The organism is Pleionea sp. CnH1-48, from assembly GCF_024124665.1.
In the GTDB taxonomy this organism is placed as follows: Bacteria; Pseudomonadota; Gammaproteobacteria; order Enterobacterales; family Kangiellaceae; genus JAMXSB01.
In genome coordinates this window covers 1-25,343 of record NZ_JAMXSB010000014.1, presented here as the reverse complement: position 1 = coordinate 25,343, position 25,343 = coordinate 1, and the positions used below count along the sequence as shown (strand labels likewise).

The following is a 25,343-nucleotide window of genomic DNA, read 5'->3' as shown; positions in this document are numbered from 1 at the left end:
CTAACGCCCTCTTATGAAATATCGAGACCTCAGAGATTTTATCGCCTTGCTGGAACAGCGTGGTGAGCTAAAACGCATTTCTCAATCCATAGATCCCAATCTGGAAATGACCGAAATCGCTGATCGCACTTTGCGAGCAGGCGGCCCTGCGTTGTTATTCGAAAATCCTAAAGGACACACCATGCCAGTGCTGGCCAATTTGTTTGGTACTCCTGAGCGTGTGGCTTTGGGAATGGGACAAGAAAGTACTGAAGCTTTGCGTGAGATTGGTGAGCTACTAGCATTTTTGAAAGAACCGCAACCTCCTGCGGGATTAAAAGATGCCTGGAGCCAACTGCCTATTTTTAAGCAAGTACTGAATATGGCACCTAAGGTTGTCAAAAAGGCACCTTGTCAGGAGGTCGTTTGGCAAGGTGATGAGATTGATTTGGCCAAAATCCCAGTACAAACCTGTTGGCCAGGCGATGCTGGCCCCTTGATTACCTGGGGATTGGTTGTTACCAAAGGGCCAGAAAAGGCGCGTCAAAATCTAGGGATTTATCGCCAGCAGGTGATTGGTAAAAACCGTGTGATTATGCGTTGGCTTTCTCATCGCGGTGGCGCTCTGGACTTCAAAGAGTGGCAGCAAGCTCATCCTGGTGAGCCTTTTCCTGTGGCCGTTGCTTTGGGGGCCGATCCTGCAACCATTCTTGGTGCTGTGACGCCAGTTCCAGACACCTTGAGCGAATATGCATTTGCTGGTCTGTTGCGTGGTTCTAAAACCGAAGTGGTGGCTTGCCAGACCAACGACTTACAAGTTCCTGCCAGCGCTGAGATCATTCTGGAAGGTTATATTTATCCTGATGATATGGCGCCAGAAGGGCCTTTTGGCGATCACACTGGTTACTACAACGAAGTGGATGAGTTCCCGGTGTTTACGGTTGAGCGAGTCACACTGCGCAAAGATCCGATTTATCACAGCACTTATACAGGACGTCCACCCGATGAGCCTGCCATTTTGGGGGTGGCCCTCAACGAAGTGTTTGTGCCGATTCTAAAAAAGCAGTTTCCTGAGATTGTTGATTTTTATTTGCCGCCAGAAGGATGCTCATATCGCATGGCGGTGGTTACCATGAAAAAGCAATATCCAGGTCATGCCAAGCGCGTGATGCTCGGGATCTGGTCCTTCTTGCGTCAGTTTATGTACACCAAGTTTGTGATAGTCACTGACGATGATGTGAATGCTCGAGACTGGCAAGATGTGATCTGGGCAATCACCACACGTGTTGATCCCGCGAGAGACACGACTATGATTGAAAATACACCCATTGATTATCTTGATTTTGCATCGCCCGTCTCTGGGCTGGGATCTAAAATGGGTATTGATGCTACGAATAAGTGGCCTGGTGAAACTACCCGAGAATGGGGGGAAGTGATCACCATGAGTGATGATGTTAAGCAACGAGTTGATGACATCTGGGATCAACTCAACATATTAGATGAATAATTGGAGCACAAGGTGCAAGAAATTTTTTGCCAGGTAGCAGACATTGCTTTACTGGGACAAGACGTTTACCGAGTTAAGCTAACCAGTGATGCGTTAGCAACATTGGATTATCAAGGTGGACAGTACCTGACGCTTCAGGTGGAAGGTGGGCGCTGGATCCCCTTTTCTATTGGTAATGCTCCAGAAGAAATCAGCCATCTTGAATTACATATTCGTTTGATACCTGGTCATGATCTGGCTGAGCACATTCTTGATCAGCTTAAAACCACCAAGAAAGCCCATGTTCAAGTTCCTATGGGGCAGTGTGTTTTGCGTCAATCACCTCGTGAATCAGTATTTATTGTCGGTGGTACTGGGTTTTCACCAGTTAAAGCGATGATAGAGTCGGCATTTGCACAAAAGGACGAGCGCGCTATGCACCTGTTTTGGGGAGCTCAGTCAGAAGGTGATTTCTATTTAAAGACGTTGGCCGAACAGTGGCAACAAAGCTATGAGCATTTCCATTTTACGCCAGTGATTTCTGGTGACGATAAAAGCTGGCAGGGTGCGACCGGCTTAGTACATAAAGCGGCACTGGCTCAATTGTCTAATTATACTCAGTATGATTTCTATGTGAGTGGTTCTGAAGCCATGGTGATGGCGGTGTATCAGGATTTACTTGATGTGGGTGTGCCTAAAGAGCAGATTTACTCTGATATGTTGGATATTAAACGCGAGATGGGTGAAAACATTTAACGCTCTTAATAGCAACACTGTTTTATCGCTGAGCGGCAGGCATTTATTCGGGGTATTTGTTTTTTATTAACAATACCGCCGCGATGCCTGTGAGCAAAGCGACAAGGTAAGGAATATAGCCAGTCAGTAGCAGTGGTAATGCGGCAATGGCACCCAGCAAGAACGTCAGGATCGCACTTTTAAATTTTTCTTTAGGGATGAAGATAATGGTTAATACCATAGACAGTGTAGCAGCCAGAAAACCTATGAAAGACATCAGCCATGTGGGATGTAATACCCAATCTGGTTGATAGCAGTCATTGCCTTCGCGTAATTCCGTGCAATACCAATCCAGTCGAATGCCTTCAATAAAAGAGTAAAGAATATTAACCAAAACAAAAGCGATACTAACGGCTAGTAGCACTAAAAATATCTGTTTAACTTTTTGCATCAGTACTCTTTATTTGGCACCTGGAATGATAACAAAGTACCAAAGCGCACCGACAAATGGAAGTTTGCAAAAGTTGTAATGTAGGAATAAAAGGCCCGGCAAAGCCGGGGCTTAAGTTACATAGAATATTTGTTCAGTATTGCTTGATAAGAGCCATCTTGTTTAATGGATGCTAACGCCTCGTTAAAACGTTCAACCACTCTGTGATCAACGGATTTAATACTAAACATTAAGTGAACATCGCCACTATGAATTTTCAGCTCAAGGGGCTCAATTTGTTTAACGATGCCTTTGCGCTTTATGTTATAGGTAGCAACAAAAGGATCTTCTAAAAATGCATCAATATTGTGTTGAAGCAAATTATAATAATTCACCTCACCTACTGCCGCATCGATAAATTGCTCAGCGTACTTGGGATCATCCTGAAAGTTATTGACCTCCTCTCCATAGATGTAGTCTGTTGTGATACCAATTTTTTTGCCGCTGGATAAAATGGAGCTTAAGTTACCTGCAAATTTTTCACCTTCTCCATTGCGGATATAAAGCGCAAACTCTTCTTGGCGGTAAGGGGCTGAGAATAAAGCATACTCTTTACGCTTTTCTGTAACCGATGCACCTGCGACCAAATCGATATTACCCAGAGAAAGTTGCTGTAATAAACTCATCCAGTCATCTTGAATAAACTTAACATCGCAACCCGCTTTGTTGGCAAGAGCTCTGACTATTTCTATATCTAAACCACTCACCGAGTCATCAGGGCTTAAATACATGTAGGGCTCCCAAGGATCCCAGCCCATGTTGAGAGTACAGTCGACCTTAGGAGCTTTTTCGACGCTTGCTGCTGCAGGTTTAGATTGAGTGGGCTGCTGCTTTTGTTGTGGTGCTTCACTGTTGCAGGCTGTCAGCAAGAAGATAAGAACACTAAGCAGCAAGATTGCTGATCTGGACATAGTCAATTTCCTCCGGGCGATACCTAATATAATGACTACGAAATAAAAATATTAACCGATGTTAAGAAAAGCCATTCGGAAGCAGCGTGTTTATGTGAATAAACATAAGGCGAATACAGCAGTGCTTTTCTTTGTCGGCGCGAAAAGATAACACTATTGTTTAAGTGTAGTTCAAATTGATATAGCTATTAGAGGTAGGTTATTAGAGAGTGTTTATTTTGGTAACAACTTATTAGCTGATTTGAGATATTCGAATGTTTAGATATAAAAAAAGCGCCTGGATAGACGCTTTTTTTAGTTGTTAACTTTAGCCAACGATGGCTTCTTTTAACTTTTTGATAGCATTTTTTTCTAGCTGTCGAATACGTTCAGCAGATACTTGATATTTATCGGCTAACTCTTGCAATGTGGTTTTATTATCGTCTAACCAGCGGCATTGAAGAATGTCTCGACTGCGCTCGTCTAGAGCTTCTAAGGCTCTCAACAATTTGGCTTCGTGATGGTTTTGCCAGTTGTCTTGCTCTAAGACTAATGCCGGATCAGCTGACGTATCTTCTAGATACTGTGCTGGTGCAAAGGCAGCAGAATCATCGTCATCATTCGGTGCGTCAAATGCTGCATCGCGAGCATTCAATCGACCTTCCATACGTCGCACTTCTTCAGTGCTAACGCCTAAATCTTTTGCAACGGCTTCGACTTCATCGTTAGTAAACCAGCCTAAACGTTGTTTGGCACCTCGTAAGTTGAAAAACAATTTACGCTGAGCTTTGGTGGTGGCTACTTTAACAATACGCCAGTTGCGTAATACAAATTCGTGAATTTCGGCTTTAATCCAATGAACGGCAAAAGAAACCAAGCGTACACCTACATCAGGATTAAAACGCTTAACTGCTTTCATCAAGCCTACGTTGCCTTCTTGAATCAAGTCGGCTTGCGGTAGACCATAACCGTTGTAGCTACGAGCAATATGAACAACAAAACGCAAATGAGATAGCACCAGCTGACGAGCTGCATCGAGGTCGCCCTGCTCCTGAAAACGGCGTGCTAGCGTGTTTTCTTCTTCGGCACTCAGTACCGATACGGCATTAACGGCTTGAACATAAGCTTCAATACTCCCCTGAGGGACTGCAAGAGCCATGCTGTTTGATAATAATGGGTTACTCATTGGTTCTCCTAATACAACGCTCGTCCTGAGCTTAATCAACTCACAGCGCCAATTCTAGCATTGATCTTTCACCAGTGCTAATTTTTAGCACTCACCACTATAGAGTGCCAGAGTGCTGAAAAGTTTCAATAGTTTATCCGTTATCTTGGTCACATTTTTGTGCCGAAAGTTGCTCAATTCAAGCCTACTGAAACAAGATTTTACACTTCTGGTGATTTCATACCATTTTGGGATTTTTTATAAGGAAATCAGGTAGTCGCACTACTCAAGAATGATTATATGCGCTGGACCGGAGGATTGTTGGGGAGCCGCGCCCGTTTAGCGTGGCTCGATTTCTCGAATATGACGACCAACCGATAACCAGGAGCCAACAAAGCCCAACGCGGTGCTGATACCAAGTAATTTAAGCACGTCTATAGCGGATAGCCCGTTCAACTCAAACTGGCTGTTATAGTGTCCTGCAAGCTGTCGTACCGGATCGCTAAGCCAATAAACGCTGCCGTTGACCATAATGAGGGCCAGCAAACCAGCAAAGATGCCGTACCAGATCCCGTTATAAAGGAATGGGCGGCGAATAAAGGCATCGGTGGCACCCACCAACTTAATGATTTGGATTTCTTCTCGCTTGCTTTGGATGGCCAGGCGAATAGTGTTGCCGACGATGAGCAGTACCGCCAAACTTAATAACGCACCGAGAGCAAACACGGCTTTTTCGGCGATGTTCATAATGGCGTAGAGTCGTCGTAGCCATTGAATGTCCACTTTAGCAATGTCTACTTCTGGGTGTACTTCTAGCTCTAATGACAGTGCTTCGGCTTTTTCTGGAGTGCTGTGGCTTTGAGTGGGCGTGATAACCAGCACATCGGGCAGTGGGTTATCTTCCAGGTGGTTTAAAGCATCACCAAAACCTGACCACTGCATAAAATCCGACAGTCCTTGCTCTTTGCCAATAAAGCGAACTTCCGCGATATTGGCGTGATTACGCAAACTGTCCGCGAGATCGGTGGATGCTTTGGCCGTTGTCGAGTCTTTAAGATAAAGCGTGATCTGGGTGGCTTGATCCCAGTTCTGATAGACACTTTGCGCGTTCTTAAGAAATATATGGAACACGCCGGGCAAAGCGAGTGCTATGGCCAGTACCGCAACAGTCATCAGGCTTGATAAAGGTGTGCGCCCAATTTCGCGCAAGCCGCCACGGCATTCTTGCACATGTTGGCGTAAGGTCATTTTTAGACGTGAAGAGAGTGTACTACCCGATGAAAAGTGGGCGCCTTTTTCTGCTGGTTTGCTCATGCGTCCGCTCCATCTCGAATGATACTGCCTTCTTTAAGCGTTAAAACGCGATAAGGTAAGCGCGCAATAAGACCCAAATCGTGAGATGCAATCAGTACGCTAACACCCACCTGATTGAATTGTTCAAACAACCCCATGATCTCGGCGGATAGCTCCGGGTCCAGGTTTCCTGTTGGCTCATCGGCTAGCAGTAATGGTGGTTTGTTAACAACGGCTCGAGCGATACCCACTCGTTGTTGTTCCCCTCCCGACAACATGATCGGATGCAGTTTTTCTTTTGATAGCAAGCCAACCTTATCAAGAGCCGCTCGCACTCGGCGGCCGATTTCTTTGTGAGGGTAGCCTGCAATAATAAGTGGGAGCGCGACATTGTCGAATACGGTGCGATCAAAAAGTAAACGGTGATCCTGAAAGATCATGCCGATATTGCGGCGGATATGAGGAATTTTGCGGCGACCCACACGACTGACATTCACATTGTCGATTAGAACCTGGCCTGTGGTTGATTTCTCCATCACACAGATCAGTTTTAACAGGGTGCTTTTTCCTGCCCCAGAATGCCCTGTCAGAAAGGCCATTTCACCGTTATCTAGAGTGAAATTCACATTTTTGAGCGCTTCATGGCCGTTAGGATAGCGCTTGTAAACCCCGTTAAATTGAATCATGTAAACCGTTTTATCTTGTTATTATGAAGGACCAGAATCATTAACTGGTCCATTAATTGGTTAAGTGATTGCCTTGATTGTACTCATTTTGTCTAGACTTTGGTGTTGGCGACTACTCACTTTCTTGAGAAAATAAAGCCTCAATAAATTCATCTGCAAAAAATGGTCTTAGATCATCAAGGCCTTCACCAACGCCGATAAAGCGAATGGGGATATTGAATTTTCTGGCCAGCGCAAAAATAACACCGCCCTTTGCCGTTCCATCCAGTTTTGTCAGAGTAATACCTGTGAGACCTACGGCTTTATCAAATTGTTCCGCCTGATTAAGAGCGTTTTGCCCGGTTCCTGCATCGACGACCAACATGACTTCATGTGGCGCGGTTGGATCGATTTTGCCCATCACGCGTTTAACTTTAGTCAGCTCATCCATCAAGTTACTTTTGGTATGTAGGCGTCCTGCGGTATCAGCAATCAATACATCTACATTTTTAGATTTAGCGGATGCTAAGGCATCGTAGATCACCGATGCACTGTCAGCACCTTCGTGTTGGGCGACCACATGAATATCATTACGTGAACCCCAGACCTGTAGCTGTTCAACAGCAGCAGCGCGGAAGGTATCACCTGCAGCAAGCATGACCGACAAACCCTGCTGTTTCAAATGCTTGGCAAGCTTACCTATGGTGGTTGTTTTGCCAACGCCATTAACGCCCACCATCAAGATGACATAGGGGCTATGCTCGTCTCGAGAAAAAGTCAGCGGCTGGGCAACAGGCTCGACCATTTCTTGAAGCAATTGCTTGAGTCGCTGCATTAAGGCTTCTGAATCTTTTAGTTCATTACGAGCGGTTTGCTGAGTCAATTCTTCAATGATGGCAGAAGTGGCTTCTACACCCAGATCGGCAGTCAGCAGCTGAGTCTCGATGTCTTCCAGTAATTCATCGTCGATTTGTTTTTTGCCTAAAACTAAACTGGCTAAACCCTCGGCTAAGTTAGAGCGGGTTTTAGTGAGTCCTGATTTTAAGCGGGCAAAAAAGCCCTGGCTCTGACCTGGCTTCTGCTGAACTTCTTCTGGCTTCTCTGTAGGGGAGTCACCAACCTCAACAACTTCTTCTGCTATTTCCGTTTCAGCAACTTCTGTCGATTCCGCTTCATCTTCTTGCTGAACTGTTTCAACCTCTGGGGTTGGAGCAGGCTCAGACTCTGGAGCAACTTCAGGCTCAATAACGGTTGTTTCTTGCACCTCTGGCTCTGCAATTTCTGGTTCAGGTGCTACCTCTTCTGCCTCGGCTTGGGAGGCTTCTGTTTCGGGTGCTATCTCTTTCTCGGCTTCAGGCTTGGCTTTTGGTTTTTTATCGCGTCGAAACCAGCCAAACAGGCCACCGGACTTTTTCTTTGTGTTAGAATCGTTACTATCTGACATAGAGCTAAAGCATTCAGTAAAAAACTGGCCGCTATCGTACCATTTTCGCAACCAAAGCAGTAGAGACCTAATGCACCAATCAACGAGAAAGCCTTCTAAAAGTGGAAGTGGCCGTGTTGGCCAAGTTCGAATTATTGGTGGGCGCTGGAAAGGCCGACGCATCAAGTTTATGGAATCAGCAGGTCTGCGACCTACTCTGGATCGAGTGCGCGAAACTCTATTTAACTGGTTGATGTACGATATTGAAGGTGCACGTTGTCTTGACCTCTTTGCTGGCAGTGCAGCCTTAGGTATTGAAGCCTTGTCGCGTGGTGCCAAAGAAGTTGTCTTTGTCGAAAAGAACCGTAAGGCATCAGATAACATCCATAATAACTTGCGCGAGCTGGAATTTTCGAATGCACGTGTATTCAATACCAGTGCCGAGGTTGTGGCGAAAAAGAACGAACAGCCTTACAACATCATTTTTATCGATCCGCCTTTTTACCAGGAGTACCTCGATAACATTCTGGTACTGATTAATAATTCCCGATTTGTGCAGCAAGGCACACAGATTTATGTGGAGCGAGAGCGACATTCGGATCCCGTTTCTTTTCCTGATAACTGGGAGTTAACAAAAGAGAAACAGGTGGGTGGGCTCGAGTTTTATCTGTTGGAAGTGACACAATTGCCAACAGAGGGAGAAGAGGCTTAAGCCCTGCCTTATAGGGAACTCCAGCCTCTTTGCTAGGGTTTACCAGGTTTTGGCTAGGGATTTTCCATCGACTTTAATGCTGCCAGAGTATTCATAGCGCCATTGTCGCCAATTCCATTTCCATTTTTGCGAATATTGAGCTGCTCGAATAACCGCTTCAAACTGATCAAAGCTGCCGTGAGTAGATTGGTTGCCCACAACAACTGCCCATGTCTGTCCGTCGATGGCGCAGGCCATAATGGATTGTTGAGTATCTTTGCAATGACGTCTGACAGCTACATAACTATCCCCCTCTCTACCTAGTACCCAATGATCATGGGCTCGTGTTTCATCAAAGCGTTCTGTGGGCCAATAGAGTGAAACGTCCTGGTCATTAAAACCAAACAGGCTTAAGTCATTGTTAGCTTTGTACATGATCAAAGCGACGTTTTCGTTTTGTTTGATATAAGGAAGGTGGGTATTAACATTCGATGAGCTGCGTTGATGCCAGTCACTTTTTACTGCTCCTGATTGTGTCCATACAGCAATGGTTCCAGTTGTTGCTGCCCACGGCCATTGCTGATGGCCTAAACGACCGCTCCAATAATCTTGCACTGATGACAACATGCTCGATTGGTTTTTATAGATATGAACCTTGGCGCCTGTTAATACAGAGCTGCGAGTGATGGATGCAAGAACTTTGGCGCCTGCTTTGGCGATCCAGCCAGGAAAACCAGAGAAGCCTGGAAACTCATCAAAGTTTTTATGGTCCCATAGGTCATATTCCTTGAGCATCCATAAAGTATCTTCGGCAACATCAGGATGAAAGTAGCCTCCTGCGCTCCATTGAAAAATGTATTTATCCTGTTTAGGTAGCGGGGCCAATAGAGCATCGAATTGCCCGAACGAATGCCCCATTATTAGTTGAGTGTTAACTTGGGGTTGCCATGAATTAAGCACGTCATTCATATCTACTTCTGTGGTAGCGAGTATGCCGCTTCCTGTTGACGCTGTCGTAGCGGGATGACCCATTCCGGTAAGCAGATAAATAATTTTATTGTGGTTAGCACCGTACGCACTGGTGTATTTATTTGTTTTATTGCGCCCTGCCGCGGGAAAAAAGGCACCTTGATCATTGGTTGCCATAAGCACCTCTTTAAGCAGTCGCTTCACTGCCTGAGTGGCCAGCATTTTGATCTCAGGATCTTCTGCGAAATCTGCCAGATTCAATAAGCCGCTCATGGTGTAAGGAAAGTACACCGACGAGAAAAACTCGTAGTAGCCGTATTCAACTTTAAGTTTTAAGTAATGTACTAAGCGTTGTCGTAAATTGGCTTCAATGGACCAGCCTTCTCTTTCATACATCAACCAAGATGATGACATCCACATAATCATGTGATTTTCTGACCAATAAACACGGGTGTCTTCGCCGCGAGTCAGCCAATAAGGAAAGCGTGACATAATGGGTAATATCTGGGCGTCGTAGTCTCGGGTGTAGTTCAAGATACGTATCAGTTTGATTAAGCGAAAATCCGATAACTCGATGGTATCCAGATCATTCAGCAATGCTTGTAAATGCTGCTGATTCAGGGGTAAGCCTGCCTGCGCGGCGATGACCAAACTGTCGCCATTGGGATTATCCAGTGCGTGTTCTATAAAGAGTTGTCGCCGTTCTTCAAAGCTTGTGGCGTAGGTGAAAACTGAAAATATACTGATGATGCCAAGTAGGAATATCCTCATAAGCAGGGATATGGATGGATACATGCTGAGCCTCGCAATAGAGTTGTGTTTCACACAAAAAATGAGGATTAATTGTATGCAACTTATTGCATAACTATAGATCTATATTGAGATGAATAACTTATTGAAATGAAGAGAAAAAGAAAGCAATAAAAAAGCCTGCATAAAGCAGGCTTTTGGTCGAGCAGTTTTTTAGATTAAGACATGCGACGACGCGCTACCAGGAATAAACCACCTAGAGCAAATAGTGCTAATGAACCTGGAGTTGGTACATTGTAGGTGAAGTTATCCATTGCGAAGTGAGTACCAGAACCATTCAGGTTATTGTTCTGTACGCCACCAAAAGATTGGAAAGACAAAGAGTCGATACCTGTGAAGTTAAGGTTGAACCAAGTTGGACCAGAAGTATCAACAGTAATGGTTTGTTGGTTAACCTGGCTACCATTTAAGAAACCGGTAATTTCGATTTGCAGGCCGTCGTTCCAAGCCGCTGTGAAGTAAGCGCCAACAAAATCAAACAGACCGTCTGAAATTTCTACGTCACTAGCAAAACCATTAAGAGCAACATAGTCACCAGAAACGGTACCAGTCTGATAACCAGAAGGAGTATAGGTTGGTGTATGTAAGATATACCAGTCGCTGCTCCAGTTCAGCTGTCCGTAGTTAGTGCCATTTAGGTTGGTGAAACCTGTGTTTCCTGTGATGTCATCAAAGCTTAAAACAGTTGAAAATGCAGAGTTTGATAATGCCAATAATGCAACCAGTCCTGCGGATTTTATAAAGCGATTCCAAAGCTTACTCATTACCCCATCTCCTATTAAATGTGAAGGATTCTGTATAAATACAATTCTTATCTAAGCAGGAGATGTGCCAGTGTGAAAATTACCGTTTTAAATCAGTGAGTTGAAATATAATTTTGTTGACAGCTGCCTGAGATTATGAGCCTTTGTAAATTTCGATGACAATATTTTGTACGATTTTATCAAAATGAGATTTTGAGGTGGTTTTTTATACTATCACTATTGAAAGTGGTTCAAATATTTAAGATTGATATCGCGGTTTGGAGATTTTTCCCGAGAAGACCTATTTATGAGATGGTTTTTTGTAAAACATTTTGACACAAAAGTGTTATATAAAGCTCGCTAAAGCGTCTTAAATACTTTCTTCTGCATTAATTACGATGTTCATACCCAGAGACTTCCAGTGGGGATGATAATAGATAAAGGAAACATCGTATTTGAGTGATAAAGGCGTGTCGTTGTTATCAAACTTTCCCTTTATGGTCAGTACGCCTTCTTCGTTCAGATTCGGTTCTTCGACCAGCTGTATGTCTCCAATCATATATTGGCTAATGTCGATATTGCGCTCAGAAAAGGGGCGATAAAGCTCGATAAGTTGTTGTTCTGTAAACTGGTTTTTGTAGTCATCTGACATCTGATCAAGATAATCTTTGTAATCCATCTGGGTGATGGCATTGGCAAGTTGATGTAACTGACTGGTTGATAATGCTTGTAATCTGGCAATAGGAGGGACTTGCGTTGGCTTAGGTAACTCGCCTTGCTCATCAGTACGAAATACCTTTTCTCCATTAATGATCATTGTCCAGTAGCCATCTTCCAAATAAGGAGGCTCATTAACAATGAGTGACTGCTTAGAAAACCAGTGGCTTACTTTAATAGCTTTGTCGGTCAGTTGATCAACTGAGCCAGAATATTCTTGCTGCGCTTTTGTCGATTGGTAGTTTAACCTCCCCTCGGTAGAAATCTGCAGAGAGGTCTGATGGTTTTTCCAATGGCCTGCATAATGATGTTTATTAGAAGGCAAAGGTTGGGTGCAGGCTTGTAATAAGCCCAGACTGATAAGCAATACCAAGATACGCTGCTGCATAGCAAATTCCTTCTTGCAGAAATAGAGAGTGTCCTTCATTGGGCGCTAAGTATAAACCAAGCTTTTAGCAAGAGCATGTCAATTTTTGCTAAATATAACCTCTTGTTGAGATTATGTTTTTTGGGCGTTTATTCCTTAAGCAAAGTGCTGCGAAATTGGCCTGGTGTTTGACCTATGATGCTCTTAAATGCTTTACGAAACGCGACTTCTGACTGATAACCACATTCCTCTGCAATTAGCGCAACATTAAGATCGCTGGACATTAAAAGTTCAGATGCTTGCCGCATGCGCCACTCTGCGAGGTAACGCATAGGGGTCTTTCCGACCAGATGTTTAAATTTATCGGCAAAGGCAGATCGGCTCATTGCTATTTCTTGGGCTAGCCGTTCCAGCGTCCAGCTGGTTGACGGTTGCTGATGTATTTTATTCAGTGCTATTCCTATTTTGGGATCAAACAAGGCTGCCAGTAGACCCTGATTGATGCCCTTCTCTATTTGGCTGCGCAGTATGTGAATAAACAAAACATAGGCCAGTTCATCCACCACAACACCACTACCCTGCTGCTGATTTTCTAACTCGCTGATCAGTAAATTCATCAGAATCATGGTGTTACTTATTTTGCGAGTGTCTTGTAATGACAACAGAATGGTATTGTCCAAAGAATCGAGTAAGGGCCACGATTGACTGCTGTTGAAATCAAAGAAGCCGCAAACCATATTGGTGGTTGGTAAGTCCTGAGCATTGTCGGTAAGTTGATTAACGAGTGCTTTGTCAGGCTCGACCGCTGAGTTTGACAGAGTATGAGGTGAGTCGTGTGGAAACACCACCAGATCGCCGCTGCTAAGTGGTATTGGTTTCTGATCTGGTTGATGGAGCCAGGCTTGACCTGAGTTAATCAGATGAAAAGGCACCTGACGCTGCCCTGATGTGTCGACCGCCCAGGTTCCGCAAAAGTCGGTATGAAGGTAGATTTCGGCGGTTAAGCGTAAACCTCGTAAAATATTACTTAAAGCGTCTTCTTTCATAATGGTTTGGACGATCTGCTAATAAATCGATACTAATAGGCATAGCTCGTATTTTTTAAAAGTTTATAGTAACTCCTGTATGTGATTAATCAATCCCCCTTTGGTGAATTAGGAGTTAAACATGAAAATATTTCGACAGTTAAGTGTTATTGGTCTGGTCTTGCTGGCAGTTACCTTATCCTCTATTACCCACGCCGGAACGCCTAAAACCCGAGCGGATGGCGTAACAGTTATTCATCTGGATGAGTACAGCGGTTATTTTTCGGCTCATGAAACGGTTGCAGGCCTAAAGCCTGGTAAGTACGAGTTTGTCGTAACCAACAAGTCCGATAAATTGGTCGGTTTTCAGATACAGAATTTTAAGTCTCAAGAAACTTTAGATATGTTTCCTCTAGAGCCAGGTGAGCAACGAGTCTCCAAAGTAACGATCACCAAGGACGGTGTACGTTTTCGTTGCCCTATTAATCCCACTCCTTGGTATGATCTGGATGTGATTAAGTAACTTTATAAAGTAAAGCGGTGAGAGCCGCTTTACTTCAAACTGATTTTTAAACCCATTTCTTTTTTCATATACAGTAATGCTTCGGCATTTCCTTTTGCATCATCTACGGGATGATGCGTGTGTTTGGTTTTTCTTAAATGTTTAAAGTTTTTAAACATATCTCCCACCATGCCTTTATATAACGACCCTATATTGGTTGAACTAAAACCAAAAGGATTGCTACCCGTAAAATGAATAAAGTACCAATTGATAAACTGCCAGTCGAAACCATTATTGTCACTAAAAAACAGTGGTCGTGAACGAGCATGTTCGGCAATCCATTGTGTGAACTCGTTCATAGTTTTTTCTGGTGTTGGAAATTCGAGTGTTTCTTGGCGATTAAATCCAGAAACAGCGAGTGCCTCAGGAATCCATTGATCACTGATGGGTTTCATACGACCATAAAAAGTATGTTCCAGTGATTCATCTAATACAACAGCACCAAAAGAAATCATAGAGTAATCACCTGGAATAGGGCCGTCGCTTTCTACATCCACTACAAAAATAGTCATAAGGGCTAGTTGCTCCTTGTTAAAGTCCATTCAAAAAATAGGTTATTTGATAATGTGAATTTTACACAAAGTTTTATTCCGTTACGAATATTTATTAGCGCAGGCAAATTATTTATTCATTTGAGACCGGGTTATCAAATTACAAACGCGAACAAAAAAGAAAATAAATTTGTCGATAAAAATGTGAATTGCTTCCAATAAAAAAATTATTTTAACTTTAGTCTGCCTGCCATTACTCGAATTGAGAGTTTTCTAGTCTGGTTTGTCGTCGATGTTAGAAGTCTCTTAAGGACATTATCTATCAATAGATGATAATAAATATTCAGGAGAAATAGCGTGCATAAAAATACTCTACGTCATCATTTTAAAAAAGCGATCGTTTCATCACTCGTGATTACTGCATGTGCTGCTTCGGCTAATCAGCCCGAGCGTTACGTAGTAAAATTTAAAGAAGGTTGGGATGGCAACGCAACTTCTACAAAAATGATGAGCAAATACGAGCGAGCACAAAGAGCGCAAAAAAATAAATCACGTATTGCATCCATCGGCGGTAAAGTTAAACAGACTCTTGTTCGTGGCAATGCTGTTGCTGCTATCCTGACAGCAGAGCAAATGAAAAACTTAGAAAGCTCTGGTGTGATTGAGTCAATCGAAAAAGATCCATTGCGTCATTATCCTGAGCCATTGGTTAATTCTAGTATTTCTCCTCAAGCTGAATCGGTACCTTATGGTATTGGAATGGTTCAAGGTGACAAAGTCAGTGATGCGAATACTGCATCGGTAAAAGTTTGTATTACTGATACAGGTTATGATCGCAACCACGAAGATTTGCGTCCATACAATGGTTCTAACATCAGTGGTAGTGATAACACTGGTACAGGTTATGACACTGGAGACTGGTATAACGACGGCCATGGTCATGGTACTCACGTTGCAGGAACCATTGCTGCTATTGGTAATAACGGCGTTGGTGTTGTTGGTGTAAATCCTAGTGACCAAGTTGGTTTGCATATCGTAAAAGTATTTAACGATAGTGGAAACTGGGCTTATGGCTCTGATATGGCCGTTGCTGTAGAGCAGTGTATTAACTCTGGCGCAAAAGTCATTAGCATGAGCTTAGGCGGTGGTGGACAAAGTTCTTCAGAAAGAGCAGCGTTCCAAGATGCATACGACAATGGTGTTTTATTAATTGCTGCCTCTGGTAATGATGGAACAGCAAGTGGTAATGATGCGTTTTCTTTTCCTGCTTCATACGACATGGTTATGTCTGTTGCTGCTATTGATCGAAATAAAAATGTCGCCAACTTCTCGCAGAAAAATTCACAGGTAGAAATTGCAGCTCCCGGTGTTAATGTTAATTCAACATTGCCTGGCAATCGTTACGCGGCCTGGTCGGGTACTTCAATGGCAACACCTCACGTATCTGCGGTAGCGGCATTAGTATGGAGTCACTTCCCAAGCTGTACTAATGCAGATATTCGTCAGGCATTAAACGCAACAGCTCAAGATCTTGGAGCTAATGGTCGTGACCAAGCTTATGGTTTTGGTTTAGTGCAAGCGAAATCAGCTTATGACTACTTAAATCAGAATGGTTGTTCTGGTGGTAATGGTGGTGGAGGCGGCGGTGGCCAGCCTGGTGATGATGAGCTAACTAATGGCCAGAGTGTTTCTACCTCAGCGGCAAAAGGCGAAGAGCTTCACTATTACGTTGATGTTCCTGCAGGTGCTAGCAACTTAAGTATTTCGTTGTCTGGTGGTTCTGGTGATGCTGACCTTTATGTTAAGTCGGGTGCAAAGCCAAGTGTTTCTAGCTACGACTGCCGTCCTTACAAAAATGGCAACAACGAAACTTGTGTTATCGATCAGCCAAACACTGGACGCTATCAAATCATGTTGCGTGGCTATGCGGCTTTCTCTGGTGCTAACTTAAAAGTATCTTATGATGAGTCAAATGGTGGCGGTAATGCTGGTGGCGAATTTACCGATAGCAACTTATATGCAAGTCGTGGTCAGTGGTTATATTATGTGATTGATGTTCCTGCTGGTACATCTGAGCTAAATGTTAACATTACTGGTGGTTATGGTGATGCGGATCTGTATCTAAATCATGGCCAGGTTCCAGGCACAAACCGCTACGCTTGTCGCCCTTATAAAAATGGTAATAACGAAGCCTGTACTATCCGTAATCCACAAGCTGGAAAATGGTACATCGGTCTTCGAGCTTATCGTACCTTCTATGGTTTATCGCTTTCTGGTAAGCACCAGTAATCGATAGGGAGTGTAATAGCTTTGCACTCCAGATAGTTTTGAAAGTGGTTGAGTGAATCATTGCACCCCCAGTAAATGGTCCGCTCAATCGCTTTCTTGTTTCTGGGCTTTCTTCCAACCCAATGTTTTGTCGTGGTATGATGCCGCCAATTAAATTGGTCATGTGAAGGAACTCATTGTGTCTGCCCGTCAGTATAGCGCTGTTATATTTTTATCTATCTTACTTATCTTTTTTATTGCGCCTATCAAAGCAACGACTCCAGAACTAGAATGGATTAGCGGGTATGCTATTGATGGTGTCGACAATCTAGAGCCTTCGGGTTTAACTTATTGCAATGAACGTTGGCTATTTGTCTCAGATAAACACAGCCGTGTTGTTTTCGAGCTAGCTATCCAGAAAGATTCCCCTGCCGTTAATACTAAGGTGTATAAAACCTTAGCCGATGTTCCTGAACCTCCATCATCTGACTTTCCATTTCTTATGCAGGTACAGCGATTCTTTGCTGAACTCTTTGGTATTACTGGTGGCTTTGATTGGGAAGGTATTTCTTGCGATCAAGAAGGCAATATTTATTTGGCGAGCGAGTATTATTTTTCGGTGTTAAAAGTTGCGCAAGATGGAACTTATCAGTGGATTGCAAAAAACTTATATCAACAAGGCGTTGAGAAGGGATTGTTTGCTTATAACAACGCTTACCTTGAAGGGATCACGATAACAGATGATTCATTACTTGTTGTTGCAGAACGCCAGCCAAGAGCTTTTATTCAAATTGATTCAGAAAGCGATTCTCAGATAACTGTAGATTCGAAAGGAATAAAAACAGAACAAGGTGTTAATGTTGATTTTACTGGTCTGTATTTTCGCGATAAAAAATTATATACGCTAGAGAGAAATGAATATCAAATATGTGAGAGGAAATGGCCTGAGCTGACTAAAGAGCGTTGTTTCTCATTTGAAAAAATATCTCGTTCTATAGAATGGGGATACGATAAAGATATTTATGGATTGGCAGAAGGTGTAGCAATGAACGAAAACCAACTTGCCATTATTATTGACAATAATGGTGATAGCCGATTGTCGAATGCCAAAGATAATCGTCCTGCATTATGGCTGTTTAAAAATCCTTTTACTCAATAATAAGAAAAGCCATCGGATAGCTTCCGATGGCTAATACTCTATTTAAGGTGCAACGGAGTGCAGTAAAGACGTACCCCAACCTAAGAGTCTGCCATCTTTAAAAATAACGGGCGTTGTTTCGTCTCGGGTTGTTTCACCATCCGAATGACGGTGTTGAGTACGATAATATAAGATGGTGTAACGGCCATCGTCTTTTTCAAACCCTTCTGAGTCTGCAGCTTCGCCAAGTATGTCACTTACTTGAGCAATGGATGAACCGATTTGCAATTGGCTGATCAGTTGACGATTTTTTTCTTGGGTTTCTTTCCAGTCACCAGAATAGCGGTCATGATCACCGCCTACGGCGATTACGCATCCGCTTAACATTGATACTGCGATGATGGCAACGATACTTTGCTTAATCATTTTCTTTGACTTCCCCCGTGTCAGGTATGGTGTATGCGTTATTCGAATTCCATCGACATATAAACCTTCGAGTGGTCGATGGGTTGCACTTTCCAATATGATAATGAGAAAAATGCAACGATGTTCATCAGAAAAGTAACAAAATTTATAACACTTGTTCGAATACTGGCTAATGGCTCCGCTACTACAGAAGCTTTAGTTATTATACCTGCTTCAGGTGAATCCAAGCTTAATGACAAGGGAAAGTTGCCGAGATACACTGAACAGAATCCTACTGTTCATATTTTTTCAGCCATGACCGATATCAAAAAACAAACCTGTGCCGTCGTTGGTAATCCTATCGAGCACAGTCGCTCACCAGTTATTCATCAGTCTTTTGCTAAGCAATGCGGGCTATCGCTCGACTATCAAAAGATTCTTGCAACGCCCGAGGATTTCGAGACCAGAGTTCGTCGATTTTTCGAGCAAGGCGGTATTGGTCTTAATATCACCTTACCCTTCAAAGAAACTGCTCATGCTCTTTGCGACCAACTCAGTGATGTGGCTGCTGCCTGTGGTTCGGTGAACACCCTGTCTATGACTCAGCAAGGACAGTTATTGGGCGACACCACCGATGGGGCTGGTTTAATTAACGACTTGAAACATAAGGATATTTCTATAGCAGGAAAAGCGGTGCTGGTGCTTGGCGCAGGTGGAGCTTCGCGTTCAATTTTGCCGCAATTATTGCTGGCAGGAGCTGATGTTTTTTTGGTAAACAGGACGCTGTCAAAGGCATTGGAGTTGAAACGACAGTTTGCTGAGTACTCCAATTTATCGGTATTGAATACAGAACAAGACGCCTTGTCTTCGATTGATCTGGTTATCAATACTATGTCGTCGCAAGGCGAGGTGTGGTTAGAAAAATTGAACTTAAGTGATTGGTCTTCTGTATGTGTTTATGACATAAGCTACGGTCAACGAGCGGAGGCTTTTTTGAGCTATTGCCAAAACAAAGGGTGCCTGGCAAGTTATGATGGTTGGGGAATGTTGGTTGAGCAGGCGGCTCTCTCTTTTTTCTGCTGGCATGGAAAAATGCCAGATACTCAGACACTCACGATCCCGTCAGAATAGATCAACGTCACCCGAGTCCATTGATTTTTGGTTGACGGCTGAGCGCATACCCTGAAGTTCTTGCGTTTTTTTGTTGAGTAATTCGCGAAAGCTTTTTATGGACTCTTGCTCTCGGTTATCTATTAATATGCTGCGAGATTGTGATGCAAAATCCGTCATCTCAGATACCCGTTGTCTTAGATAGGCGAGCAGTTGTTGCAACATATCTTCAAATTGCAATGAGGTAATGCCTTCGTTAATGTGATTCTTAATATTTTCGACCAGCTCATTCACGTGATTACTTTTGTCTTGTGCGATATTAATTGTTTCGGTGACTTCTTGCCATAAACTCTCGATTTTGTTGCTGGCGTCATGAGCCGTATGCTCGTCCATTTTTGATATCTTTTCGACATGCTTATCGATATCGGCAAGCGATGTGCTCATATCTTTGATCTGTATGGCGATGTTGTTACTGAATTCCTGAGTATTACGTGACAGGGCTCGTACCTCATCGGCTACCACGGCAAAGCCGCGTCCAACCTCACCTGCTCTTGCTGCCTCGATGGCTGCGTTAAGTGCGAGCAAGTTGGTTTGTTCGGTAATGCCATTGATGTCATTGAGCAGTGAGTTCACTTTGTCGAGGTTAGACATGACAACGGAAAACTTACGATTGATATCGTCGCCCACTTTACGCGCTTCGTCGATGGATTGTGCCATAGTGGAGAATAAATGGCGGATGGTGTCACCGTAGTTATTTAACTCCAGATGTTCTACATTCACCGATTCGGTCAATTTCGAGATCTCTGATATCAGTTCCGACAATAACTGCTGTTGTGACATTGAGGAACCGTGAAGCCCGGTGAAGCTACCTGACAATTGGCTGCCAGCATTGTCTATTATTTCACTTGCTTGTTCTAAACGCTCGTTGATAAGCGCAAGCTCATTTTCGTTAAAACTAACGATCTGCTCTAATGCTTCTAAATCATCCGAGTTGTTCTGGGTGTCTGGCATGATTACTGGCACTTCCGGTGTTGGTGTGGTTGATTTCTTTAAACTAAAAGCAACGGCTACTAACAGTGCAATAACAAAGGCGATAGCCATCCACTTCATCTCAAATAAAACCGCAGCCAAAACTCCCAGAGCACAAATACTGACAAGAATGGGTTTTATATCAAATGATTTGGATTCCATGGGCTACTAGTAAAAGAACGCTATGAACCTAAGTGTAGCCCAGAATAGAAAAAGCAGAGAGGAGGAGTCTAATTTTGTTTCGGAGGGATAAGATATTGGTCTTTGAGTTTTACGTAGTTCGCTGCTGAATATTCAAAAAATGCGATTTCTTCATCAGTGAGTTCGCGAATTTTGCGCGCTGGCGAGCCAACCCATAAAAATCCACCTTCCAGTTCTCGTCCTGGTGGAACAACACTATTAGCACCCAAGACAACGTGAGAGTGAATATGTACATCGTCCATAACCACAGAGCCCATACCAATTAATACTCTGTCTTCGATTCGGCAACCATGGAGCATCGCTTTATGGCCGACGGTCACATCACTACCAATAACCAGATCGTGCCCGTCAGGATTGTAATGGCTAGCGTGAGTCACATGACAAACTGCACCATCCTGAATACTGGTTCTGGCGCCAATTTTAATGGAATGGACGTCCCCTCGAATCACTGCCATCGGCCATACCGAGCTGTCGTCACCAAGGGATACAGCACCCACTACCAATGCGGTAGGGTCGACAAATACTCGCTGCCCTAACTCTGGATTTATGTCACCAAAAGCGCGTACGGCCATGATAATCCTCTATATGTTGACTTGTATTTTATTATTAGTGGCTGAATTGTAATGGTTTGCTGCAAAACAGCAAGCAGCTTGTTAAGTTTTCCACAAGCTATCCAGGGCCTGATGTCTGGATCTTAGCTCAAAAATCTGTGATTAAAAAATCGTCATGGCGAAACTTGGCAGATAGGAGTCCATATTGATTTTTTGCCTCTAGATAGAGCCTTTGGGCTTAGGCGCATTAAACGGCTTCTGTGGGTGGATGCGGTCTCCCACAGAAGTCTAAAAAGTGACGGGTATCCTTGGCTTAGAAGCTGGTACCAAAACTCAGATAAGTTTCTTGTTGTCCTAGCTGGTCATCATGACCATCAGCGTAGCCGAGCCGAAGTGTTATGGGCAAAAAGTAAAACAATCTTAGTTGGGCGTGCAGTTCAACACCCGCGCTACTAAACGTATTGTCACCTGCCCCACCAAAAACCCGTCCACGATCATAAAACACCGAAGCAGAGAGTTCCTCTATCCCTATGGGCGGTACCATGGCAGTGCGTTCTATATGTTTGATGGGCAAGCGCCATTCGGCCGTGGTTAATCGTAAATGACGTCCTCTGAGTGCCGAGAGGTTTTCTTCGTATCCTCGCAGTGCATAGCTGTATTGAATGATGCCGGGTGAGACCTGAAAATAGGAGTCGCTAAAATTACCGCCCATTTCAAATATCTGGCTGCCCCGCTCTGCGCTGGCGGCGACAAAGCGCAGAGCCAGCGCATGCTCATCCACCAGTTGAATATATTCACGCCAGTCGAGTACCGCTGATTTGCCATAAAAGCTGCTATCAAAAATATCGCTGCTGGCAAGGCTCAGGCGTAAGCTGCGACCATCGTTGGCGCTGATTGAGCGGGCAAAGTATTGGGCGGAGTTATAGCTCAATACGATACCGCCCAGGGTGTTTTTAAATTTAGCATCATAGAAAGCCTGGTCATTGAACCAACGACCAAAAGATGAATGTTCAGCAGATACTGCAAATTCCAGATCCCATTGATGATTCACAAAGGTCCAGGGAATGTGATAACCCAGTTTGGCTTTTCGTTCTCGCTCAAAGAAGTCGATATTGGGGCCGGGATCTACATCGAAGGTATTACGAATACTAAATTCCCACTGATGATTGAACCAATAATTGGCAAATAAGTTGGGGAACAGACGCTCCACATCGAAGCTTACCGCTGCGAAGTAGAAGTGATTTTCGAGCGCGTCCTGGCCGCTGGTTTGGGCCCCTACTTCCAGCGTCTCGCCATCACCAACAACAAAGGGAAACCACCATTTAGGCGCCAGGCTGTCCCAGGATGAATAAGGCGTGATAGTAAAGTCTATTTCTTCGGTTGGAGTGACCAGCGGTGGGATATGCCAGCGAGATTCTGTTTGTAGCTCGATGGGTTGAGCCGTCGGCTGATAGGAGAATATTTCATAGCCTTTATGGGTGTACCCAATAGAGAAGTGCTTACCTTCATGGGCGAGTGTTTTGAATAAACCCTGGGTGCTGGTCGATTCCTGAGTTAATTGCTGCTCTGTTAGATCCCAGCGATAACTATTAAAAGATCCATCACGATCAGAACTAAAACGAATGGCAGTATCATTGGCAATAAAATCTGGATGCCATTGGTGAGCATTGTCTGCTAGTAGCCGCTGCCATTGTCGTGTATCCATCGAGAATAACTCAATGTTAGCCCGAGGGTGCCCTGAGCGCTGAACCGATGCCGCCAGAGTCTTGTTATCTTTCGACAAAGTGAGGTGAGAAACGATGACATCCTGTTGGCCTTTCCATAGGGTTTCTGCAACAAGGCCTGTTGTCGAAAGTCGATCAATCTGAAAGATCCCATTTTCTGCTTTGAGTGCAATAATGTAGTCGCCATCGCTGCTCCAGACACCTTCAGTATAACGAGCGCAGCGTGTTAAGCGAGTAAAGTCATGAGTTTGTTCATTGTAGTGATAGAGATCGTAATTAAGGCGAAACTCATCGCAATACTCGGGCTGAGCAATCAATAGACCTTGGATGGGATGATGATCGATATTCGCGAAGATATTGATATCCACCAGATGCTGTTCGTCACCATTATTTGAGCGTTTAATCAAAGCGGCTTGATGGACACCGTCATTTTTAACAATAAACAGCTCACCATCATCATTCATGGCAAAGTCAGATTTAAAGAAGCCATCATCGGTTAGCGCTTCGATAGAGTGTTGTGCGTTGACGGTCATGAGTTTGTTGCGCAAATAACTTTCGAAGTCTTTCCACAACGCATTGAGATCTTTGCCAAAGTTTTGCTCAAAGCTGGTGTTTAACATAAAAGGAATAAAGTTATTACTGTAGTTCTCGATAAGTGACTGCACTTTATCTTTACCATAAGTCACACTTAAAAATTCGAAGAAGTAATAACCATAAAGATAGCGAGCATTGAGTGGCCAACTGCTACTTGCCATATTAACTTCTGCTACCGATTTAAACCCATGCTTGAGCTCGGCTCTCATCATCATGGCAAATAGAGTGCTTTGACCACGACCTCGATGCAGGGTTGCATCCGTTTCGTGATAAGTTGCGAAACCCTCAACTAACCAGGATGGCTGGTAGCTATTAGGAAACAGAAAAGCAAATCGACCTAATACGGTTTTCAGGTTTTCTGTTGGGCCGTGGCTCTTGTCCAGATGCAGAATATGAGTGTATTCGTGGCGAATTAAGGTTTCTAACCAGGAGTTAAAATCCATTGCGCCTGCGCTGGGTGGATGTACAAACAGAGCTGAACGGTTAAAAGGGAAGAAGGTTGCGTAACCGTTCGCAAGATCGGTGTGATCCGTTAATATCAGATGGGTTTTTTGTTCGGGTTGCCAGTTGATTTCTTTACTTAATTTATTGTGTATTGCTTCTGCCAGGCGGGCAGTGCGTTTGGCCAGGGCTTCCTGATCATCACTGTAGTGTATTTTAAAGTGAGCACTGCTAAGGGTTTGCCAATTTAAGGAAGGATCGAAGGCCCAGACATTGTTAACAATAACCGCTAAAAAGCATAACAACCAAACACACAATAAACGCATAGAGCACACCTTGTATAAATTATGCTCTGATTATATATGGATTTGATATCAAAGAAAGAGATTTATAGCGCAAGTGTGCGCTCGGTGGGCAGTCTGTTTATGCAGACAAACTGCTCATCACCTGGCTATAAGTCCAAACTTCCCAGTCGTCTTTGTTAACCGCCGTCTGCTCGGCTTCGTAATCGGCAACAATAATGCGTTTAAGTTCTGGCCAGGCGATTATTGCGCTGTAGCTTTCGCCATCTACTGTGGGGACTGAGTAGTAGATTTCGGGTAGGGATAATTCATGCTGTTGAAAATAATAAAGTAACCCATGCCAACTCGGATCGATGTGTTGACGCATTTGCTCCCAGGTCAGAGAAGTCTGCGGATTATTTTCTTTCCACTCCAGGTAGCGATTGCGAAGTGTTGTTAGTGCGTCTTTCTCTTCGCTCGAGTTGGGTGTTGGGAAATAATGCGAATCATAACATTGGACAAATTCATCAAAGTTAAAGTTTGTTGCAATATCAGCTGGCTCCAGGTTAAAACCTTGGTAGTTGAGCTTAGATAAGCAAAACTCGCAGACACTCAGTTCAGAGGTTTGATTCGGTAGTTCTATTTGAGCCAGATTGGTACCCGCCCAGGCTGATTGAGTGGATGACTCCAATGCTGTACAACAAGTCGTAAGATGTATGCGATGGCGAAAATTCTCTCTTAGTTCATCATCTTCGCATTCCTTCACATCAACGCCATAAACAAAAACAGGCACATCACGGTGTTTCCAGCCGGTGATACCTGATTGTAGTTGATCGAGTGTTATAGCCAAGCCTCGTTTAAGTTCTGATGCAAACGACACAGGTTGTGTTGTTGGTTTTATTTCTGTCTGGGGGGAGTGCGATTTATTGTCGGATAATACTTGTGATTCTGATGTTGTGGAGGGTACGCTGTTATCAGCATCAGCATCAGCATCAGCATCAGCATCAGCATCAGCATCAGCATCAGCATCAGCATCAGCATCAGCATCAGCATCAGCATCAGCATCAGCATCAGCATCAGCATCAGCATCAGCATCAGCA

23 protein-coding genes are annotated in these 25,343 nt (G+C 43.8%); 7 read left to right on the top strand and 16 right to left on the bottom strand.

Going from position 1 to position 25,343, the window contains the following annotated elements:
• The first annotated feature begins 13 nt into the window (after positions 1-13).
• Both ubiD and NH399_RS19855 read left to right on the top strand, forming a co-directional pair.
• Entirely contained in the window at positions 14-1,486 is a 1,473-nt protein-coding gene (gene ubiD, locus NH399_RS19860) for a 4-hydroxy-3-polyprenylbenzoate decarboxylase (RefSeq protein WP_253042940.1), read from the top strand.
• A gap of 12 nt (positions 1,487-1,498) precedes the next feature.
• A complete protein-coding gene (locus NH399_RS19855; RefSeq protein ID WP_253042939.1) occupies positions 1,499-2,221 on the top strand; it encodes an FAD-binding oxidoreductase in 723 nt (240 codons plus the stop codon).
• A 43-nt stretch (positions 2,222-2,264) separates the two neighbouring features.
• On the opposite strand, the gene NH399_RS19850 is transcribed toward NH399_RS19855, so the two are convergent.
• From NH399_RS19850 to ftsY, 6 genes are all read right to left on the bottom strand, one after another.
• Positions 2,265-2,651 (bottom strand): hypothetical protein, encoded by a 387-nt coding sequence (locus NH399_RS19850; RefSeq protein ID WP_253042938.1) that lies wholly within the window; start codon positions 2,649-2,651, stop codon positions 2,265-2,267.
• Positions 2,652-2,767: 116 nt separating this feature from the next.
• On the bottom strand, positions 2,768-3,601 hold the full coding sequence (locus NH399_RS19845) for an ABC transporter substrate-binding protein (protein WP_253042937.1): 834 nt from the start codon (positions 3,599-3,601) through the stop codon (positions 2,768-2,770).
• Between the two features lie 307 nt (positions 3,602-3,908).
• A complete protein-coding gene (gene rpoH / locus NH399_RS19840) occupies positions 3,909-4,766 on the bottom strand; it encodes an RNA polymerase sigma factor RpoH (RefSeq protein ID WP_253042936.1) in 858 nt (285 codons plus the stop codon).
• Between the two features lie 318 nt (positions 4,767-5,084).
• A complete protein-coding gene (gene ftsX, locus NH399_RS19835; protein ID WP_253042935.1) occupies positions 5,085-6,059 on the bottom strand; it encodes a permease-like cell division protein FtsX in 975 nt (324 codons plus the stop codon).
• On the bottom strand, positions 6,056-6,724 hold the full coding sequence (ftsE, locus tag NH399_RS19830; RefSeq protein ID WP_253042934.1) for a cell division ATP-binding protein FtsE: 669 nt from the start codon (positions 6,722-6,724) through the stop codon (positions 6,056-6,058). Before ftsE ends, ftsX begins: the two co-directional genes overlap by 4 nt.
• Before the next feature lie 112 nt (positions 6,725-6,836).
• Positions 6,837-8,147 carry a signal recognition particle-docking protein FtsY gene (ftsY, locus tag NH399_RS19825; RefSeq protein ID WP_253042933.1) on the bottom strand — a complete coding sequence of 437 codons (1,311 nt, stop codon included), beginning with the start codon at positions 8,145-8,147 and terminating at the stop codon, positions 6,837-6,839.
• Positions 8,148-8,217: 70 nt separating this feature from the next.
• Between ftsY and rsmD the strand changes: the two genes are divergently transcribed.
• Positions 8,218-8,838 (top strand): 16S rRNA (guanine(966)-N(2))-methyltransferase RsmD, encoded by a 621-nt coding sequence (rsmD, locus tag NH399_RS19820; protein ID WP_253042932.1) that lies wholly within the window; start codon positions 8,218-8,220, stop codon positions 8,836-8,838.
• 39 nt (positions 8,839-8,877) lie between these two features.
• Here rsmD and NH399_RS19815 read toward each other — a convergent pair whose 3' ends face one another.
• The 4 genes from NH399_RS19815 to NH399_RS19800 all read right to left on the bottom strand — a co-directional run bounded on the left by NH399_RS19815 (position 8,878) and on the right by NH399_RS19800 (position 13,469).
• A complete protein-coding gene (locus tag NH399_RS19815) occupies positions 8,878-10,581 on the bottom strand; it encodes a hypothetical protein (RefSeq protein ID WP_253042931.1) in 1,704 nt (567 codons plus the stop codon).
• Between the two features lie 173 nt (positions 10,582-10,754).
• Complete coding sequence (locus NH399_RS19810) at positions 10,755-11,360, bottom strand: PEP-CTERM sorting domain-containing protein (protein ID WP_253042930.1); 606 nt, start codon at positions 11,358-11,360, stop codon at positions 10,755-10,757.
• A 349-nt stretch (positions 11,361-11,709) separates the two neighbouring features.
• Positions 11,710-12,444, bottom strand: a complete 735-nt coding sequence (locus NH399_RS19805) for a hypothetical protein (RefSeq protein ID WP_253042929.1) — start codon at positions 12,442-12,444, stop codon at positions 11,710-11,712.
• 128 nt (positions 12,445-12,572) lie between these two features.
• Positions 12,573-13,469: an AraC family transcriptional regulator gene (locus NH399_RS19800; protein WP_253042928.1), complete on the bottom strand. Its 897-nt coding sequence runs from the start codon at positions 13,467-13,469 to the stop codon at positions 12,573-12,575.
• Between the two features lie 121 nt (positions 13,470-13,590).
• Here NH399_RS19800 and NH399_RS19795 point away from each other — a divergent pair, with 121 nt between their 5' ends.
• Positions 13,591-13,971, top strand: a complete 381-nt coding sequence (locus NH399_RS19795) for a hypothetical protein (RefSeq protein ID WP_253042927.1) — start codon at positions 13,591-13,593, stop codon at positions 13,969-13,971.
• A gap of 29 nt (positions 13,972-14,000) precedes the next feature.
• Here NH399_RS19795 and NH399_RS19790 read toward each other — a convergent pair whose 3' ends face one another.
• Positions 14,001-14,522, bottom strand: a complete 522-nt coding sequence (locus NH399_RS19790; RefSeq protein WP_253042926.1) for a 3'-5' exoribonuclease — start codon at positions 14,520-14,522, stop codon at positions 14,001-14,003.
• A 336-nt stretch (positions 14,523-14,858) separates the two neighbouring features.
• Between NH399_RS19790 and NH399_RS19785 the strand changes: the two genes are divergently transcribed.
• Both NH399_RS19785 and NH399_RS19775 read left to right on the top strand, forming a co-directional pair.
• Positions 14,859-16,790, top strand: coding sequence for a S8 family serine peptidase (locus NH399_RS19785; RefSeq protein WP_371876104.1), 1,932 nt, complete (start codon positions 14,859-14,861; stop codon positions 16,788-16,790).
• A 178-nt stretch (positions 16,791-16,968) separates the two neighbouring features.
• Positions 16,969-17,928 (top strand): esterase-like activity of phytase family protein, encoded by a 960-nt coding sequence (locus tag NH399_RS19775; RefSeq protein ID WP_253042925.1) that lies wholly within the window; start codon positions 16,969-16,971, stop codon positions 17,926-17,928.
• Positions 17,929-17,970: 42 nt separating this feature from the next.
• On the opposite strand, the gene NH399_RS19770 is transcribed toward NH399_RS19775, so the two are convergent.
• Positions 17,971-18,333, bottom strand: coding sequence for a DUF3192 domain-containing protein (locus tag NH399_RS19770; RefSeq protein WP_253042924.1), 363 nt, complete (start codon positions 18,331-18,333; stop codon positions 17,971-17,973).
• A 120-nt stretch (positions 18,334-18,453) separates the two neighbouring features.
• Between NH399_RS19770 and aroE the strand changes: the two genes are divergently transcribed.
• Positions 18,454-19,443, top strand: a complete 990-nt coding sequence (gene aroE, locus NH399_RS19765; protein ID WP_253042923.1) for a shikimate dehydrogenase — start codon at positions 18,454-18,456, stop codon at positions 19,441-19,443.
• On the opposite strand, the gene NH399_RS19760 is transcribed toward aroE, so the two are convergent.
• The 4 genes from NH399_RS19760 to NH399_RS19745 form a co-directional block, all read right to left on the bottom strand.
• Positions 19,435-20,613, bottom strand: a complete 1,179-nt coding sequence (locus NH399_RS19760) for a methyl-accepting chemotaxis protein (RefSeq protein WP_253042922.1) — start codon at positions 20,611-20,613, stop codon at positions 19,435-19,437. The two genes, aroE and NH399_RS19760, sit on opposite strands and share 9 nt — an antisense overlap.
• 68 nt (positions 20,614-20,681) lie before the next feature.
• On the bottom strand, positions 20,682-21,224 hold the full coding sequence (locus NH399_RS19755) for a gamma carbonic anhydrase family protein (RefSeq protein WP_253042921.1): 543 nt from the start codon (positions 21,222-21,224) through the stop codon (positions 20,682-20,684).
• Positions 21,225-21,516: 292 nt separating this feature from the next.
• The gene (locus NH399_RS19750) at positions 21,517-24,288 is read right to left on the bottom strand and encodes a hypothetical protein (protein ID WP_253042920.1); all 2,772 of its coding nucleotides are present in this window, start codon (positions 24,286-24,288) and stop codon (positions 21,517-21,519) included.
• A 97-nt stretch (positions 24,289-24,385) separates the two neighbouring features.
• Positions 24,386-25,343 (bottom strand): hypothetical protein (locus tag NH399_RS19745; protein WP_253042919.1); only part of this gene is annotated, 958 nt, incomplete at its 5' end.